Here is an 18,632-nt window from a genome sequence, read left to right on the forward strand (position 1 = left end):
TCTCCCGGCGGCCATCCGGCCGGTCGCGCGAGGGCCCGTCGCGGGGCCTTGACCGCTTCGCGTCGGCGAATCCGTGGCGCATACGCGCTGCGACGGCCGACCTATACTGGGCGCTTCTCCGGGGAGCTGGCCCATGACTGCAACGTCCGCCTTCCGCCGCGCGCTAGCGCTGCTGATTCTTTCTTCCGCCTTGCTGCTGGTCGCAGGCTGCAATCGGGACGCCAACCAGGTGCCCGAGCTGCAGGGGGTCGAAGCCGTGGACGCGCGACCCGTCGTGGAGGGCTTTGGCCTGCTTACGGCCGGGCGGGGGCAGCACCAGGGTCAACTGGCGATCGAGTTGGGCTTCTCGCAGCCGCTGGCCGCCACCCAGGATTTCGATGAACTGCTGGTGGTCAGCGATGCCGACGGCGCCGTGGTGAGCGGCAGTTGGGTGCTGGACAGAGAGGCCTCAGTGCTTCGCTTCCCCTATGTCGAGGCCAGCAAGGACTACGAGGTGCTGCTGCGCGCCGGCCTGATGGCCGCCGACGGCAAGGCCCTGGGTCGCGAGGAGCGTCGTCAGGTCAATACCGGACCGATGGACGCGGCGGTTGGCTTCGCCTCACAGGGCAGCGTTCTGCCGGCGCGCGACACCCGCGGCCTGCCGGTGGTGTCGGTGAACGTGTCCGACGTGGATGTCGAATTCCTGCGCGTGCGCGACAGCGAAGTGGCCAATTTCTTCGTCGGCTACCAGCGCGGCGGCCGCCGCGGCGGTTGGGACCTGGGCGACAGCGAATGGCAGGACCGCCCTGCGATCACCCGGGTCGCGGACTCGGTCTATCTCAACCGATTCGTGCTCGGCGGCGCCGAGAACGAGCGCCGCCTGAGCTACCTGCCGGTGCAGAACATCACCGAGCTGCAGCAGCCGGGCCTGTACTTCGCGCTGATGCGCCGGGTCGGCGCTTATGACGAAGACTATGAGACCGCGATTTTCTTCATCAGCGACATCGGCCTGCACCTGCGTGCCTACGGCGACCAGGTGCTGGTGCATACGGCCTCGCTCAAGTCCGGCGACCCCGCCGGCGACGTCGCCCTGACCGTGCTCGACCGCAAGGGTGAGGTTGTCGCCCGCGCCACCACCGACGGCGCAGGTAATGCGCTCGTGGCCTACCAGATCGACACCAGCCATGTGCTCGTCGCGCGCAGCGGCAACGATGTGTCGCTGTTGCCGTTCAACCAGCCGGCGCTGGACCTGTCCGAGTTCTCGGTGGCGGGTCGGCAGCAGGCCTGGTTCGACGTGTTCGCCTGGTCGGGACGCGATCTCTACCGACCCGGCGAAACGCTGCAGGTGTCGGCGCTGATGCGTGACCACGACGGTCGCGCGGTGAAGGCGCAGCCGCTGTTCCTGAGCCTGAAGCAGCCCAACGGCAAGGTTTTCCTGGAAACCCAGCTGGCGGCCGAGCCCGGCGGTTACTACCGCTGGAGCCATGCGCTGTCCGCAGACGTGCCCACCGGGCGCTGGCAGGTCGAGTTCCGGACCGAGCCGGGCGCCAAGGACGTGGTGCAGGGCATGTCGCTTCGCATCGAGGAGTTCCTGCCCGAGCGCATGAAGCTCGAGCTCGACAGCCAGGCCAAGGTGTTGGCGCCGGGCGACGCGTTCGCGCTGGATGTTTCGGCGGCCTACCTCTACGGCGCGCCGGCGTCTGGCAATCGCTTTACCGCGCGACTGGCGGTCGCCGCCGAGCAGCACCCGCTGGAGGCCTTCCCCGATCATTATTTTGGCGACCCGACCCTGGTGTTGCCGCGCGATGCCAAGGAGGCCATCGACCAGGCGCTTGATGCCCAAGGCAAGCTCAGCCTGAGCATCCCGCTGCCTGAGGAAGCGGCCAAGCCGACGGCACCGGTGGCGGTGGTGGTCAATGGCAGCGTTTATGAAAGCGGCGGCCGGCCGGTGAACCGAAGCCTCAAGCGCGTGCTGTGGCCGGCGCAGGCCCTGGTCGGTGTGCGGCCCCTGTTTGATGTGGCTGAAGGTGCGCCGGCGAACGGGGTCGCCGGCTTTGAGCTGATGCGCGCCGATGCTGCTGGCCAGCGTCTGGCGGGGGCGGGCCTGCAGGTCCGGCTGGTGCGTGAGCGTCGCGACTTCCACTGGCGCCAGGACCCGGGCGGCGGCTGGGGCTTCGACTACACCTCGCGCTTCGAGACGATCGAAACCCGCGAGCTGACCGTGCGCGCCGACGGCGACGCGCGCATCGATTTCCCGGTGGAGTGGGGTGAGTACCGGCTGGAGGTCACCGACCCGGCTACCGGGCTGGTCACGCGCCTGCCGTTCGTGGCCGGCTGGAGCTGGGACAACCAGAACCGCGGCCTGGACGCGCGCCCCGACAAGGTCAAGCTGGCGCTGGACAAGACCGCCTACCGCGCCGGCGACACCCTGCGCATCACGGTCACGCCGCCGCAGCCCGGGCAGGGCCTGTTGCTGGTCGAATCCGACAAGCTGCTGCACGTTCAGCCACTGCTGGCCAAGCCGGGCGAAACCTACGAGATCAAGGTTACGGAGGAATGGGAGCGCCACGATATCTACATCACCGCGCTGGTGCTGCGTGGTGGCTCGGCGGTCGAGAAGGTCACGCCGGCGCGCGCCGTTGGCGTGGTGCACGTGCCGATGGATCGCGCCGAGCGCAGCGTGCCGGTGACGGTCGAGGCGCCTGCGCAGGCACGGCCCGAACAGCCGCTGCCCGTGGTCGTGAGCGCGCCGGCCCTGGCGGGAAAGACCGCCTGGGCCACGATCTCGGCGGTGGATCTGGGCATCCTCAACATCACGCGCTTCCCGGTGCCGGATGCCGCCGCGCACTTCTTCGCCCAGCGTCGCCTGGGCGTGGAGGCGCATGATCTCTACGGTCGCGTGATCGAGAGCTTCGACGGCGAGGCCGCACGGCTTCGCTTCGGTGGTGACATGGCGCTGCCGGCCCTGCCGCAGGCGCGCCGTCCGACGGCGCGGGTGCAGACCGTGGACCTGTTCGCGGGTCCGGTGAAACTCGACGCCCAGGGCCGCGCCAAGGTCGACGTGATGGTGCCGGACTTCAACGGCACGCTTCGGGTGTCGGCGCTGGTCTACAGCGAAGAGGTGTATGGCCAGGGCAGCAGCGAAAGCGTCCTGCGCGCGCCCATCCTGGCCGAAGTGAGCGCACCGCGCGTGCTCGCGCCGGGCGACCGCAGCACCGTAACGCTGGACCTGCAGAACTTCACCGGCCAGGCCGGGGAGTTCAGCGTCAGCCTCGACACCACCGGCCCGATCGCCGTGGCGGGCGAGCGTCGCAAGGTCAGCCTGGCGCCGGAGGCCAAGTCCACGCTCACCTATGTGCTCAGCGGCACGGAAGGTCATGGCGTGGGTACGCTCAAGCTTCGGGTGGAAGGTGCGGGCTTCGCCGTGAACCGCGAGTTCGACGTGCCCGTTCGCGCCGCCTGGGGCAGCGTGGTGCGCTCGCGCGCCGAGACGCTGCAGCCGGGGGCGTCGCTGTCGCTCGGTACTGACGCGGCGGCGGGGCTGATGCCGGGAACGGTTTCGGCCCGCATGACCCTCACCACGCAGCCACCCCTTCCGTTCGCGCGGGCGCTGCAGGACCTGCTTGAATACCCCTATGGCTGCGTCGAACAGACCGCCACGCGCGGCTATGCAGCCCTGTTGCTGGACGCCGAAAGCGCCAAACGCATGGGCTTCAGCGGCCTGGACGAAGAGCAGCGCCGCAAGCGCATGGAGGGCGCGTTCAGCCGACTGGCGGCACTGCAGACCGGCAACGGCCACTTCTCGATGTGGGGCGGCAGCGATTCGGCGGCGATCCTGACGCCGTACATCACCGAGTTCCTGCTCAATGCGCGCGATGCCGGTTTCGCGGTGCCCGAGGCGATGCTGCAGAAGTCGCTCGAGCGCCTCAACGAAGACCTGCTCACCGGCGGTGTGCCGTTCTACTCCTACGACGCTTCGGACCATCTGCGCTTCGCCTACCAGGCGCAGGCTGGCTACGTACTGGCCAAGGTGAACCGTGCGCCGCTGGGTACGCTGCGGGCACTGTTCGACAACGAGCGCGGCAAGTCGCTGACCGGCCTGCCCTTGATGCACCTGGGCTTGGCGCTGGCGATGCAGGGCGATGAGGCGCGTGCGTCCAAGGCCATCGCCGAAGCCCTGTCGAAGAAGGACGCGCGTCCGCGCTGGCTGGGTGACTACGGCTCGGAGCTGCGTGACCAAAGCCTGATGCTGGCCCTGCTGCGCGAGGGCAAGCGCGAGGGTGGCGGCCAGGATGCCCGCCTGCTGGCCTTGTCACGGGAGCTGCAGGCGCGTGGGTCCGCCAGCCGCTATTGGCTCAGCACTCAGGAGCAGATCGCCCTGGCGCGGCTGGGCAAGGCGCTGGCGCTGGATTCGGAGGCCACGTTCTCCGGCCAGTTCAAGCTCGGTACGCAGGACGTCGCCATCAGTGCCGACCGGATCCTCAGCCGCGACGTCGGCTACGGTGATCTTGCCGCCGGCGTCCGGTTTACGCCGGCCACCGAGGCGCCGCTGTTCGCGATCATCGACGTGGCCGGTGTGCCGCGCACGGCGCCGGCGCTGGACGAGAGCGACATCGTGGTCAAGCGCAGCTGGTACAACCCGGACGGATCGGCGTGGAAGCCCGGTCCGCTGCGCGAAGGCCAGGTGCTGGTGGCCGCACTGAGTGTCGAAGTGCGCCAGGCCATGCCCGATGCGCTGTTGGTGGATTTGCTGCCGGCAGGCCTGGAGATTGAGAACCTCAATCTTGCTGCGCCGGGGCAGTGGGCGGATGTCAGCATCGAAGGCATCACCATCACCGAGCGCGGCGATGCGTCCGAGATCGTGCACGAGGAGTACCGCGACGATCGCTACGTGGCCGCGCTCAAGCTTTACGCGGGCCAGAAAGCGCAGCTGTTCTATTTGGTACGCGCCGTCACGCCGGGGACGTACGTGGTGCCGCCGCCGCAGGTCGAAGACATGTATCGCCCCGAGCTGCGGGGCGTGGGCCGCGCCATCCCGGCGACGGTGACCGTCGTCCAGCCCTAGCGTGCATCAGGTGCGGGCGAAGGAGGCGTCTGCGGCGGCCGCTGCGACGCCGCCGGTCGGGAGGCGTCTGCTGCGTTCGCGCAGCGGGCGTTTGCTGACCGGCATCCTGCTGCTGGTCTTGCTGCTGCTTGCCCTCGATCGCCTGTTCCCGCCGCCGGTTCCCGGCTCGCTGGACGGCGGGACGGTGGTGCTGGCCGCCGACGGGATGCCGCTGCGCGCCTTCGCCAATCGGGACGGGGTCTGGCGATACCCGATCACCCTGGACCAGGTATCGCCGCACTACCTGCAGGCGCTGGTGACCTACGAAGACCGCTGGTTCCGGCGGCATCCCGGCATCAACCCGCTGGCGCTGATGCGCGCGGGCTGGCAATGGTTGGCGAATGGTCGCGTGGTCTCCGGCGGATCGACGCTGACGATGCAGGTGGCGCGCATCATCGAGCCGCACTCGCGCACGCCCCTGGGCAAGCTGCGGCAGTCCCTGCGCGCGCTGCAGCTTGAATGGCGGTATTCCAAGGACGAAATCCTCACCCTCTACCTCAACCAGGCGCCTTTCGGCGGCACCATCATCGGAGTGGAAGCCGCGAGCTGGGCCTACCTGGGCAAGCCGGCGGCCCGCCTGTCGCAGGCCGAAGCCGCCCTGCTGGCCGTGCTGCCGCAGGCACCCAGCCGGCTTCGTCCCGACCGTCATCCCGAGGCAGCGCGCGCAGCGCGCGACAAGGTGCTGGCGCGAATGGCGCGCCTGGCGACATGGACGCAGGCGCAGGTGGACGATGCGCGGATCGAGCCGGTCGTCGCGCGTCGGCTGCAGCCGCCGACGCTGGCGCCGCTGCTTGCACAGCGACTGCGCGCCGCGAACCCGCGGCAGTCCCGTATCACCAGCACCCTCGACCCCGCCCTGCAGCGCGTGCTGGAACAGCGCATGGCCGCGTATTTTTCGCAGCTGCCCGAGCGCACGTCGGCCGCGCTGCTGGTGGTGGACAACGCGACGCTCGAGGCCCGTGCCTACGTCGGCTCGCTGCAGTTCGCAGACGCCGCTCGGCTTGGGCACGTAGACATGGTGCGGGCAACGCGCTCGCCGGGTTCCACGCTCAAGCCTTTCCTGTACGGGCTGGCGCTCGATGACGGCCTGGTGCATTCGGAAAGCCTGCTGGTGGACGCGCCGCAGAGCTTCGGCAACTACCGGCCTGCCAATTTCGATCCCGTGTTCAATGGGCCGGTTTCTGTGGCTGAAGCGTTGCGTCTGTCGCTCAACGTACCCGCCGTGGACATGCTCGACCGGGTGGGGCCGGAGCGCTTCACTGCGCGCATGGCGCATGCGGGCGTGAAGCTGCGCCTGCCGCGCGGCGCCACGCCGAACCTGTCGATCATCCTGGGCGGCACCGGCACTCGGCTGGAGGAGTTGGTGGGTGCCTACCGGGCGCTCAACGCCGACGGACTGGCCGGACCCGTGCGCTACACCGCCGATGCTCCGCTGGAAGAGCGGCGGCTGCTGTCGCCGGGTGCGGCGTGGATCATTCGCGAGATCCTTGAGCAGCATGGTCGGCCCGGCCAGCGCGACGATGCGTTCGACACCAGTGGCCGGCCGCGTGTGGCCTGGAAGACCGGCACCAGCTACGGCTTTCGCGACGCCTGGGCGCTCGGTGGCACGGCGCGGCATACGGTGGGGGTTTGGGTCGGGCGTCCCGACGGCACGCCGCTGCCCGGGCAGTACGGCGCCATCACTGCGCTACCGCTGCTGTTCGAAGTGATCGACAGCCTGCCCCGTGCGGGTAGTGACGGTCGTCGTGGCGCGCTGCCTGATTCGGTCCGCAAGCTCGATATCTGCTGGCCGCTGGGTCTGCCTCCGGATCCCGGCGCAATGAGCCTGTGCCATGAGAAGCGCGAGGCCTTCACGCTCTCGGGAACGCTGCCGCCGACCCTGCCCGAGCGCGAAGCCAAGCTGTGGAGTGCGGGTCGGCTGGCGCTGGAGGTGGACGCGACCAGCGGAAACCGGCTTTCGGCGAGCTGTAGCGGCCTGCACGCGCGCCAACGCACCGAAGTCGCCCGCTGGCCCAGCCTGGCCTATCCGTGGCTGCCTGCGGCGATCAGGCGCGCCGGCGCAATTCCGCCGCTGGCGCCCGACTGTGCGCCCGATGCGCTTGAGGCCATGGAAACGCTGCGCATTGACGGACTGGGCAATGGCGCCCGCCTGGCCCGTGCACCCGGCAGCGGCAAGCCGGCGACCCTGCGGCTGCGCGCCCTGGGTACGCAGGCGCGCGTGCGTTGGCTGGTGAACGGGCGGTTGGCGGGCGAAACCCGCGGCGCGCGCCCCTGGAACCACGCCTTCGACGAGCCGGGACCCCAACGCATCACGGCGCTGGCCGACACCGGTGCGTTCGCCGAGCTCAACCTGCACGTGGTCCGCTGACCCGGCCGCCTTCGCTCAGTCCACCAAAGAAAAAGGCGGCCGAAGCCGCCTTTTCCAGGGTGCGCGGGTGCAGCGATCAGGCGAGGTGCTCGAGCACGTATTCCGCCGACGAAACCTTGAATTCACCCGGGGCTTCGATGTGCAGCTGCTTGACCACGCCGTCCTCGGCGTACAGGGCGAAGCGCTTGGCACGCAGGCCCATGCCGAAGGCGCTGGCGTCGAGCTCCAGGCCCATGGACTGGGTGAAAGCACCGTTGCCGTCGGCCAGCATGTGCACGCCGGCCGGCACGCCCTGGCTCTTGGCCCAGGCGTCCATCACGAAGGCGTCGTTGACCGACAGGCAGGCGACCTCGATGCCGCGCTTGCTGAATTCGTTGAAATTCTCGACGTAGCCGGGCAGGTGCTTGGCCGAGCAGGTCGGGGTGAAGGCCCCCGGCACGGCGAACAGCAGTACCTTCTTGCCGCCGAACAGGTCGGTGGTGTCCACGGCCTGCACACCGTCCTTGAGCATGTTGAGGGTGGCCTGGGGAATCTTCTCGCCGATCTGGATGGTCATGGCAGCTCCGGGGGTGGTGGAAACAAGTCTGCCAGTCTACCGTCCGCACGTGATGACGTCGTGGGGGCTTGAAGCTGCGCCCGTGGCCCTCATCTATGCAGCACGCGCGCGAGGCCGGGTCGGCGGACGGCGCGTAAACTGGGCCTTCGGACCCGTGCCGCGGGACCTTCCGTTGCCAGAGGCAGACGATGCAGTTCAAGGATTACTACGACACCCTCGGCGTGGAAGCCACGGCCGGCGAGGCGGAAATCAAGACCGCCTATCGCCGGCTCGCGCGCAAGTTCCATCCCGACGTGAGCAAGGAGGCGGGCGCCGAGGACCGCTTCAAGGGCATCAACGAGGCCTATGAAGTACTTCGCGACAAGGACAAGCGCGCGGAATACGACCAGCTGCGGGCCCAGGGCTACCGTCCGGGTGAAGAGTTCCGCCCGCCGCCGGGCTTTGGCGGCGGCTACGGCGGCGCCGGTGCCGGTGCCGGCGGATTCCGCTACGAGCAGGACTTCGGTGGCGGCGGTGGTTTCAGTGACTTCTTCGAGTCGCTGTTCGGAGGCGGCCGCGCGCCAGGTCGGCAGCAGGCACCGCAAGGCGACGTGCGGGCCAAGCTGGCCGTCTCGCTCGAGCAGGCATACACCGGCGGCAAGCAACGCATCAGCGTAGACGGCCGCACCCTCGAGGTGAACGTGCCGGCGGGCATCGCGCCCGGCCAGGTCATCCGGCTGGCGGGGCAGGGGCGTCGCGGTGGTCCACGGCCTTCCGACCTGTTGCTGGAAATCGATTACCGGCCGCACGCCCAGTTCGAGGTGGACGGCCGCAACGTGCTCTACACGCTGCCCTTGGCGCCCTGGCAGGCTGCGCTGGGCGCCACGCTCAGTGTGCCGACCCTCGGCGGTCCGGTAGAGCTGCGCATCCCGCCGGACTCCGACACCGGCCGCAAGCTGCGCCTGCGCGGCCGCGGCCTGCCGGGCAAGCCGGCCAACGGTGACCAGATCGTCGAACTCGAGGTGCGCGCTCCGAAAGCGGCCACCGACGAGCAGAAAGCCCTGTACCAGCAAATGGCGGAAGCCTTCGACTTCGATCCGCGCAAGGCCTGAGCCTCGCGGAAAGGACAAAGAAAAAGGGCCCCTCGGGGCCCTTGATGCTTCGCCGGAAAAACCGGCGATGTCAGTGTGGCGTTCGTTGACGCCAGCGCCGTAATTCAGCCGCCGGCCAAGAGTCCGTTGATGACTTCGACCAGCTGGCTTTCGTTGAAGGGCTTGGTGATGTAGGCCTTCGCGCCCTGGCGCATGCCCCAGACCTTGTCGGTCTCCTGATCCTTGGTGGTGACCAGGACGATGGGGATGTGCGACGTGGTGGCTTCCTTGGAGATCGCGCGCGTGGCCTGGAAGCCATTGAGGTTGGGCATCACCACGTCCATCAGGATCAGGTCGGGCTTCTGCGCCTTCGCGGCTTCGACGCCGGCAGCGCCGTCCTCGGCCGTCAGTGCCTCATGGCCGAGCTTTTCAACGATGCGCTTCATGCCCATGAGCTGGGACGGGGAATCATCAACAATCAGAATGCGTGCCATGAATGGGCCTCCAACAGGTAGGTGATTGTATGCCGGGGGGGTGGTCAGGGTGCAACCTCGGTCAAATCCGGACGACCGTTCGTCCGAACGACTGGCCGGCGAGCATGGGGGGGAATACCTCGGGAAGCTGTTCCAGCGCGGCTTCCCGCGTGCAGATGGCGTCCAGATGGGCCGGCTTCCAGGGTCCCGCCAGCCGCTCCCAGACCTGCTCGCGCTGGCCGCGCGCGGTGCCGGCCGAGGCAATACCCAGCAGGGAGACGCCGCGGATGATGAAAGGCATGACCGTGGTGGCCAGGCCGTGGCCACCGGCCAGGCCGCAGCTGGCGATGTTGCCGTAGGGCTGGATGACCCGCGTCAGGGCCGCCAGGGTCGTATCGCCGACGTTGTCGATGGCGCCGGCCCAGCGGGCGTTCTCCATCGGGCGCGTGGCGCTGGCCAGGGTGTCGCGCGGATACACCTCGGTGGCACCGAGCCGGCGCAGGAAGTCTGCATGCTCGGCCTTGCCGGAAATGGCCTGGGCCTCGTAGCCGGCGCGGGTGAGGATGTCGAGCGCCAGGCTGCCGACACCGCCGGTGGCGCCGGTGACCACGATCGGCCCCTGCTCGGGCGATTGGCCGTTCTGCTCCATGCGCAGCAGCGACAGGCCGGCGGTGAAGCCGGCCGTGCCCAGCACCATCGCTTCGCGCAGCGACAGGCCCGGGGGCAGGGGGATGGTCCAGTCGGCCGGCAGGCGCACGATTTCCGAGTAGCCGCCGTCGCGGGTTTCGGACAGGCCGCTGCCGGTGCACAGCACCGCATCGCCTTCCTTGAAGCGCGGGTCGGTGGAGGCCAGCACGTGGCCGGCGACATCAATGCCGCCCACCAGGGGGAAGCTCCGCAGAATCTTGCCGCTGCCGGTGCCTGCCAGCGCGTCCTTGTAGTTCACGCTCGAGTAGGCGGCGCGGATGACCACCTCGCCTGGCGACAGGTCATCGAGCGATATCGACTCGATGCCGGCGCGGTGCCCCCCCTCAGCGTGGATGCGGAAGGCGCGGAACGTGGCGGGAATGCTCATGCGGTCTCCTGTAACGCAGAGAGGCGCCCGGGGGCGCCTCTCGTCGGGTGGCAACCGGAAATCAGTTGGCCTTGTGGATGGCGCGCTTGTCCACGGCCATGGCGGCGTCGTGGATGGCCTCCGACAGGGTCGGGTGGGCGTGGCAGATGCGCGCCAGGTCCTCGGCCGAACCGTGGAACTCCATCGCCAGCACGCCTTCATGCACCAGCTCGGAAACGCCCACGCCCACCAGGTGCATGCCCAGGATGCGGTCGGTTTCCTCGTGCGCGATTACCTTCACGAAGCCGGCGGGCTCGCCCATGGCGACCGCGCGTCCGACCGCGGCGAAGGGGAAGCTGCCGGTCTTGAACGGAATGCCCTCGTCCTTGAGCTGCTGCTCGTTCTTGCCGACCCAGGCGATTTCCGGCTCGGTGTAGATGACCCAGGGAATGGTGTCGAGGTTGACGTGGCCCGGCAGGCCGGCGATGAGTTCGGCGACCGCGATGCCTTCTTCAAAGCCCTTGTGCGCCAGCATCGGACCGCGCACGCAGTCGCCCACGGCCCAGATGCCGTCGACGCCGGTGAAGCAGTGCTCGTCCACTTCGATCTGGCCGCGGTCACTTATTCTCACGCCGGTGCCGTCGGCCAGCAGGCCCTTGCTGGCGGCCTTGCGGCCGACCGCGACCAGCAGCTTGTCGACCACCAGGGAGTGGTCGGCCTTGCCGTCGTTGTAGGTGAGGTGGACTTCGCCCTTCTTGATCTCGGTCTTGCTGACCTTGGCGCCGAGCTTGATGTCCAGGCCCTGCTTCTTGAATTCTTTGAGCGCGACCTTGGCCGCCTCCGCGTCCACCGCTGCCAGGAAGTCGGGCATGGCTTCGAGCACGGTCACTTCGGCGCCCAGGCGCTTCCAGACGCTGCCCAGCTCCAGGCCGATCACGCCGGCACCGATCACGCCCAGGCGCTTGGGCACCTCGGTGAAGTCGAGCGCGCCGACGTTGTCGACGATGTGCTTGTCGTCGAACTTCGCGAACGGCAGCTCGATCGAGTCCGAACCGGCGGCGATGATGACGTGCTTGCCCACCAGCTCGACTTCGCTGCCGTCGTGCTGCTTCACCTTGACCGTCTTGTCCGGGTGCAGGGTGCCGAAACCGTAGTAGGGCGTGATCTTGTTGGCCTTGAACAGCGCCGCGATGCCGCCGGTGAACTGTTTGACGATCTTGTCCTTGCGGCCAATCATCGTCGCGACATCGATCTTGGCTCCGGTGGTCGAAATACCGTGGTCGGCGAACTGGTGCTGCAGGTTCCAGTACTGGCGCGACGAGTCGAGCAGCGCCTTGGACGGAATGCAGCCGATGCGCAGGCAGGTGCCGCCCAGGGCCGGCTTGCCGTCCTTGCCCAGGGCCGCGTCAATGCAGGCGACCTTCATACCCAGCTGGGCGGCGCGGATGGCCGCGTGGTAGCCGGCGGGGCCGGCACCGATGACGACGACGTCGTATTGCTCGCTCATCTCAACCTCTCATTGGTTTCTTGCGAATGACCGGTAGGAGGGCCTTCAGGCCCGAAGCCCTTCGCCGAAAAGCTTCGGGCCTGAAGGCCCTCCTACCAAGGGCTCAGAGGCCCAGCAGCATGCGGTGCGGGTTTTCCAGCTGGTTCTTGATATCCACCAGGAACAGCACCGCGTCCTTGCCATCAATGATGCGGTGGTCGTAGCTGAGCGCGATGTACATCATCGGCGCGATCACGACCTGGCCGTTGTCGGCGATCGGGCGCTCCTTGATGGCGTGCATGCCCAGAATCGCCGACTGCGGCGGGTTCACGATCGGCGTCGACATCAGCGAGCCAAAAGTGCCGCCGTTGGTGATGGTGAAGGTGCCGCCCTGCAGGTCCTCGAGCTTGAGACCACCCTCGCGGGCTGCCTTCGCATAGCCGGCGATGGACTCTTCAACATCGGAGAACGACATGTTCTCGACGTTGCGAAGCACCGGCGTCACCAGGCCCTTCTCGGTCGCAACCGCGATCGAGATGTCGGCGTAGCCGTGGTAGATCACGTCGGTGCCGTCCACGGAGGAGTTCACCACCGTGTACTTCTGCAGGGCGTTGGCGGCGGCCTTGGCGAAGAAGCTCATGAAGCCGAGCTTGATGCCGTGGGTCTTCTCGAACGGCTCGCCCAGCTCCTTGCGCATGGCCATCACCTTGGACAGGTTGACCTCGTTGAACGAGGTCAGCATGGCGATGGAGTTCTTGGACTGCATCATGCGCTCGGCGATGCGCTGGCGGATGCGGGTCATCGGCACGCGCTGCTCGGGACGAGCGCCGCCGCCGACCTTGATGTGGTTGACCACGTCTTCCTTGGTCACGCGGCCACCGCGGCCGGTGCCGGAAACGTCGGCCGGATTGACCTCGTTGCGCGCGGCGTGCGCTGCGGCGCCGGGCGGCAGCTCGGCCGAACCGGACTTGGCGGCAGCCGGCGCGGCGGCTTTTGCAGAGGCGGCGTCCTTGGCGGGCGCGGCGTCGGCCTTGGGCGCGTCGCCCTTCTTCTCGGCCTTCGGAGCTTCCTCGACGGCACCTTCTTCAAGGATGGCGATGACCTGCTGGCTGGTCACCGTGTCGCCTTCCTTGAACTTGATTTCCTTGAGCACGCCATCCACCGGCGAGGGGACTTCAAGCACGACCTTGTCGGTCTCGAGGTCGAGCAGGTTCTCGTCGCGGCGGACGCTGTCGCCGGCCTTCTTGTGCCAGGTGGCGATGGTGGCGTCGGACACGGATTCCGGAAGGACCGGGACTTTGACTTCGATGCTCATGGACGAGGCCCTGTGGCTTGAATGAGGTTATTCGGCGGTATGGGTGTTGGGCGCGTTGACGAGGGCATCCTCGATCAGCTTCGCCTGTTCTTCGTTATGCGTGTTCAGGTGGCCGGCGGCCGGCGACGCGGACCGGGTGCGGCCGGCGTAGCTCAACGACTGGCCCTTGCCGAGGCAGAAATCGAGATGGTGGCGGATCTGGTACCAGGCGCCCTGGTTCATCGGCTCTTCCTGGCACCACACCACTTCCTTGGCACCGGCAAAGCGCTTGAGCTCGGCGGCAAGCTCCGGACGCGGGAAGGGATAGAGCTGCTCGACCCGGACGATGGCGACGTCCTTGATCTTGCCGGCCCCGGCCGCTTCGACCAGGTCGTAGTAGACCTTGCCGCCGCAGACGACGACGCGCTTGGCCTTCTTGGCGTCCTTCACCAGCGTGTCGGGGATCAGGGTCTGGAAGCCACCCTTGGCCAGGTCGTCCAGCGTGGACACCGACAGCTTGTTGCGGAGCATGGATTTGGGCGTCATCACCACCAGCGGCTTGCGCGTGCCGCGCAGCATCTGGCGACGCAGCATGTGGTACATCTGCGCCGGCGTGGTCGGGGTGCAGACCTGGATGTTGTCGAGCGCGCACAGCTGCAGGAAGCGCTCAAGGCGCGCCGAGCTGTGCTCGGGGCCCTGGCCTTCGTAGCCGTGCGGCAGGAACAGCACCAGGCCACACAGGCGGTCCCACTTGGACTCGCCCGAGGTGATGAACTGGTCGATCACGACCTGGGCACCGTTGGCGAAGTCGCCGAACTGGCCTTCCCAGATGTTGAGCGTGCCGGGCTCGGCGGTGGCGTAGCCGTACTCGAACGCCATCACCGCCTCCTCGCTCAGCAGCGAGTCGATGATCATGACGTGCTCGGGGTTGGCGGCCAGCGCGCGCAGCGGCATGTGGGTTTCGCCCGTGGCCTGGTCGTGCAGGGCCGCGTGGCGATGGAAGAAGGTGCCGCGGCCGGAGTCCTGGCCCACCAGGCGCAGCTTGTAGCCTTCCGCGACCAAGGTGGCGTAGGCCAGGTTTTCCGCGAAGCCCCAGTCCATGTCCAGATCACCCGCGGCCATCTTAAGGCGGTCTTCGTAGATCTTGGCGACGCGCGCGTGCAGCTTCAGGGACTCGGGCAGCACGTTGATGCGCTGGGCCATGCCGTCGAGGGTGGCGCGCTTGAGCCCGGTGTCGACCTTGTCGGAGAGCTTGCCTTCGAGCCAGGGCGACCAGTCGACCGCGAACGGATCCGGACCGACCTTGGCCAACTCGGTGGTGACTTCGTTCTTGTCGAGCTTGTCGCGGTAGCCGTCCACCAGGGCCTTGGCGCCGGCGGCGTCAATGACGCCCTCGGACACCAGCTGGTCGGTGTAGAGCTCGCGGGTGGTCTTGCGGGCGCGGATGTTCTTGTACATCAGCGGCTGGGTGGCTGAAGGCTCGTCGGCCTCGTTGTGGCCGTGGCGGCGGTAGCAGACCAGATCGATCACGACGTCGCGGCCGAACTCCTTGCGGTAGTCAAAGGCCATCTTGGCGCAGAAGGCCACGGCCTCGGGGTCGTCGCCATTCACGTGCAGCACGGGCGCGCCGATGATCTTGGCCGGGTCGGTGCAGTAGTAGGTGGAGCGGGCGTCGTCCTGGCGGCTGATGGTGAAGCCGACCTGGTTGTTGATGACGATGTGCACCGTGCCGCCGACCGCGAAACCGCGGGCCTGCGACATCTGGAACAGCTCCATGATCACGCCCTGGCCCGCGAACGCCGCGTCGCCGTGCACCAGCACCGGCAGCACCTGCTGGCGCTTGGCATCCTCGCGCCGCATCTGGCGCGCGCGCACCGAGCCGGCGACCACGGGGTCGACGATCTCGAGGTGGGACGGGTTGAAGGCCAGCGCCAGGTGGACCGGGCCGCCCGGGGTGGAGACGTTGGACGAATAGCCCATGTGGTACTTCACGTCGCCCGAATGCGCCGGGTCGTCGTTGTGTTCGAACTGGCCGCGGAACTCATCGAAGAGTTTGTGCGGCGGCTTGCCCATGGTGTTGATGAGCACGTTCAGGCGGCCGCGGTGGGCCATGCCGATCACCACGTCGCGGACGCCGTCGCTGCCGCCGCGCTGGATCAGGGTGTCCATCAGCGGGATCAGCGAATCGCCGCCCTCCAGCGAGAAGCGCTTCTGGCCGACGAAGGCGGTGTGCAGGTAGCGCTCCAGGCCCTCGGCGGCGGTGACGCGCTCGAGCAGTCGGGTCTTTTCCTCGGCCTTGAAACCGTATTTGCCGGCGGCACTTTCGAGGCGCTGCTGCATCCAGCGACGCTGCTTGGCGTCGGCGATGTGCATGAACTCGGCGCCGATGCTGCCGGAGTAGGAGGCGCGCAGCTTGGCCAGCAGGTCGCCGAGCTTGAACTTCTTTTCGGCAAACCAGGTGTCGGCGGTGAACTCGCTCGACAGGTCGGACTGGGAGAGGCCGTGGAAGGCCAGGTCGAGGTCCGGCGCGTCCTTCTGGGCCATCATGCCCAGCGGGTCGAGCTTGGCGCCCAGGTGGCCGCGCGAACGGTAGGCGGTGATCAGCTTGCCGACCGCGGCCTGCTTGCGCGCCGCCTCGTCGTCCATGCCGCCGCCGGCGTGCTTGCCGGCCTTCGCCGCCGCCTTGACGCTGGCCATCACCGCCGAATGCGGGACGTCGCCGGCTTCGCGGCCCTTGAGGCCGTCGAAGTAGGTTTTCCAGGTGGCAGGGATGCCGTCGGGATCGACCAGGTACTGCTCGTACAGGTCTTCGATATAGGCGGCGTTGCCGCCGGCAAGTTGAGAGGTCTGCTTAAACTGCTTGATCAGACTGTCCACGACCCTGGCCTGGCCCGCCGCAATGGCAGGTAAGTGATTGATGGAATGGGATGTCGGGCAGCCGGCGCGCGCGCCGACGAGGGCCACGATTATAGCTGGCGTGGCGAGGCTTTAGAACCCGATGCAGGACGCGGTCAGGTGCCGTTGGGGCAGGGCAGGGACCGAATGAGCGCTCGTGCCGGCTCAGATGCCCAGGGCCCGGAACTCGCTGCAGGCCCGCGAACGCTCCCAAACCCGGCCAAAATGATCGGCCAGCTGGCGCGTGCGCGCTGGATTCGCCGGGCTCCAGTCGCCTTCCCAGCGGCTGCCCAAGGCGCGGAAAAGATAGCCGTCGCGATCGTTGGCCAGGAAAGCAGACGGGTATTGCAGGTCCACGTCGTCAACGGGCGTGCGGAACTGGAACACCGAGGTCATGCGCTGGGCCAGGCCGAGCAGCGGATGGGCCTGGGCCTGCACCGCCGCCGGGTCCAGCACCAGAACCTGGACCACGCCACCCCGGCCGGCGATGGCAAATTGTTTGAAGGCTTCGAGCACGGCGGGCTGGCCGTAGAGCACCGGATCGAGGTCGCGGCTGAACAAGCGCAGCTCCCGCCGTGCCGCCTGGACGATCGCGATCGTGGCCTCGGTCGCTGCGCCCAGCGAATCGAACTCGGTCGAAGCCACCGAGGGGCCGCGCGCGCGCGCGGGCCAGCGCTCGGGCGGGGCCAGGGGCTCGAGCTCGCGGCGCATGGCCTGGTGCTCGATGCCCGCCTCCATGAAGCGCGCCCCGTAGGGCTGGAAGCCGTGGCGGGCATAGAAGGCCTCGGCGCTGACCTGGGCGTTGAGGCTGAGATCGGTCCAGCCCAGGCTGCGGGCCTGGTTCATCAGCGCCACCATCAGCGCATCGCCGACGCCGCGCTTGCGCCAGGCCTTTAGCACGGCCATGCGGCCAATCTTGTGGTCCGGCGTCAGCCGGCCGGTCCCGATCGGCTGGTCGTTGGCGTCACGGGCGATGACGTGGTGGCAGCGGGGGTCGAGATCGTCCCATTCCTCTTCGATCGGCACGCTCTGCTCGAGTACGAAGACGGTCTCGCGAACCGAGCGCAGGTCCTGGAAGTCGGCCTGGTAGTCGGCGGGGTCGATGCGGAACTCGGTCGGGATCATGGGCTCACCGGCGGCGTTTGGGCTTGACCAACTGATAGTGGCCTGCCGCCACCAGGCTTTCCAGCGCTTCCCGTCCGTCGGCGTCCAGCGCGACCAGGTCGGCGGCGGTCACTGCGTCGGTGCCGGCCAGTCGGCGTGCCGATGTCACGCCCATCGCCAGCGACAGGCCGTTGGCATGCAGGCAGGCGCGCTTGCCGTCGCGCGCCCAGGCATGGCGGGCGTGCGGATGGCGCAGCAGCTGGGCCCCGTTGCCGAGCTCGGCTTCGAGCGTGGCCAGGGACGGCGGACGTGCCGGTCGGCCGAGCTCACCGGCGGAGCGATACTGGGTGATGAAGCGTCCGAACCAGCGACGCAGCGCCGGCTCGTCCAGCGACTGCAGCCCCTGCAGCGCTGCACGTACGCGGCCAAAGGCGGTCTCGTCGATTTCCCAAGGGTCCGCCGGCAGCGTCAGGTCCGGGTCGGCGTAGCGGGCCTCGTCGGGCAGGGCCGCGGCCAGTTCCTCGGCCAAGTCGACCATCAGTTCCGCCTGCGACGGTGCACGCATGCCCACCGAAAACGTCAGGCAGGCGTCCTCGGCCACGCCGTGATGCGGCACGCCGGGCGGCAGGTAGAGCATGTCGCCCGGGGCCAGCACCCAGTCGTGGTCGGGGCTGAACTGGCTGAGCAGCTTGAGCTCGACGTCCGGGCGGAAGCCGCGGGGCGCGTCCGGGCGCGAATCGATCTGCCAGTGGCGATGGCCCTGGGCCTGCAGCAGGAAGACGTCGTACTGGTCGACGTGCGCGCCCACCGAGCCGCCGGGTGCGGCAAAGCTGACCATGACATCGTCCACCCGCCACGCCGGCAGGAACCGGAACGCGCCCAGCAAGGCGCGGATATCCATGTCCCACTTGTCCACGTCCTGGACCAGAAGGGTCCAGTCCTTCTTCGGCAGCTTCGGGAAGGATTCCTCACTGAAGGGGCCGGTGCGCAGCTCCCAGCGGTCGCGTTTGCGGTCGTGCAGCACCAGGCGCGCCAGCACCGCCTCTTCGCAGGCCAGTCCGGCCAGGTCCTCGGGGCTGATTGGTGACTCGAAGCCGGGGAAGGCCGCGCGCACCAGCAGCGGGCGCTTCTGCCAGTAGTCGCGCAGGAAGGCCTCGGCGGGCATGCCCAGTGGCTGTCCGGACGAGCCCGTGACTTCGATGGGATGGATGGCTTGCGGTTTTTTAGCCACGGTTGGATACAGACCCGA

Annotated in this window: 11 protein-coding genes; 3 read left to right on the plus strand and 8 right to left on the minus strand. The window is 68.2% G+C overall.

What is annotated here, in order from left to right:
- Positions 1-133: 133 nt before the first annotated feature.
- Together ACYVGY_RS04190 and pbpC are read left to right on the plus strand one after the other, a co-directional pair.
- Positions 134-5,044, plus strand: coding sequence for an alpha-2-macroglobulin family protein (locus ACYVGY_RS04190; protein ID WP_460456202.1), 4,911 nt, complete (start codon positions 134-136; stop codon positions 5,042-5,044).
- A gap of 10 nt (positions 5,045-5,054) precedes the next feature.
- Positions 5,055-7,451 (plus strand): penicillin-binding protein 1C, encoded by a 2,397-nt coding sequence (gene pbpC, locus ACYVGY_RS04195; protein WP_460456258.1) that lies wholly within the window; start codon positions 5,055-5,057, stop codon positions 7,449-7,451.
- A 76-nt stretch (positions 7,452-7,527) separates the two neighbouring features.
- Here the strand turns inward: pbpC and ACYVGY_RS04200 are convergent, their stop codons facing one another.
- Positions 7,528-8,007 carry a redoxin family protein gene (locus ACYVGY_RS04200; RefSeq protein WP_460456203.1) on the minus strand — a complete coding sequence of 160 codons (480 nt, stop codon included), beginning with the start codon at positions 8,005-8,007 and terminating at the stop codon, positions 7,528-7,530.
- A gap of 188 nt (positions 8,008-8,195) precedes the next feature.
- Between ACYVGY_RS04200 and ACYVGY_RS04205 the strand changes: the two genes are divergently transcribed.
- Positions 8,196-9,098: a DnaJ C-terminal domain-containing protein gene (locus ACYVGY_RS04205; protein WP_460456204.1), complete on the plus strand. Its 903-nt coding sequence runs from the start codon at positions 8,196-8,198 to the stop codon at positions 9,096-9,098.
- Between the two features lie 104 nt (positions 9,099-9,202).
- On the opposite strand, the gene ACYVGY_RS04210 is transcribed toward ACYVGY_RS04205, so the two are convergent.
- The 7 genes from ACYVGY_RS04210 to ACYVGY_RS04240 form a co-directional block, all read right to left on the minus strand.
- Complete coding sequence (locus ACYVGY_RS04210) at positions 9,203-9,571, minus strand: response regulator (RefSeq protein ID WP_460456205.1); 369 nt, start codon at positions 9,569-9,571, stop codon at positions 9,203-9,205.
- A gap of 61 nt (positions 9,572-9,632) precedes the next feature.
- On the minus strand, positions 9,633-10,625 hold the full coding sequence (locus tag ACYVGY_RS04215) for an oxidoreductase (protein ID WP_460456206.1): 993 nt from the start codon (positions 10,623-10,625) through the stop codon (positions 9,633-9,635).
- Positions 10,626-10,686: 61 nt separating this feature from the next.
- Positions 10,687-12,111: a dihydrolipoyl dehydrogenase gene (lpdA, locus tag ACYVGY_RS04220; protein ID WP_460456207.1), complete on the minus strand. Its 1,425-nt coding sequence runs from the start codon at positions 12,109-12,111 to the stop codon at positions 10,687-10,689.
- Between the two features lie 103 nt (positions 12,112-12,214).
- The gene (gene odhB, locus ACYVGY_RS04225) at positions 12,215-13,405 is read right to left on the minus strand and encodes a 2-oxoglutarate dehydrogenase complex dihydrolipoyllysine-residue succinyltransferase (RefSeq protein WP_460456208.1); all 1,191 of its coding nucleotides are present in this window, start codon (positions 13,403-13,405) and stop codon (positions 12,215-12,217) included.
- A gap of 27 nt (positions 13,406-13,432) precedes the next feature.
- Positions 13,433-16,261, minus strand: a complete 2,829-nt coding sequence (locus tag ACYVGY_RS04230) for a 2-oxoglutarate dehydrogenase E1 component (protein WP_460456209.1) — start codon at positions 16,259-16,261, stop codon at positions 13,433-13,435.
- A 183-nt stretch (positions 16,262-16,444) separates the two neighbouring features.
- Positions 16,445-17,404, minus strand: a complete 960-nt coding sequence (locus ACYVGY_RS04235) for a GNAT family N-acetyltransferase (RefSeq protein WP_460456210.1) — start codon at positions 17,402-17,404, stop codon at positions 16,445-16,447.
- Positions 17,405-17,408: 4 nt separating this feature from the next.
- Positions 17,409-18,548: a JmjC domain-containing protein gene (locus ACYVGY_RS04240; RefSeq protein ID WP_460456211.1), complete on the minus strand. Its 1,140-nt coding sequence runs from the start codon at positions 18,546-18,548 to the stop codon at positions 17,409-17,411.
- Positions 18,549-18,632 lie beyond the last annotated feature (84 nt).

The organism is Arenimonas alkanexedens (assembly GCF_054781355.1).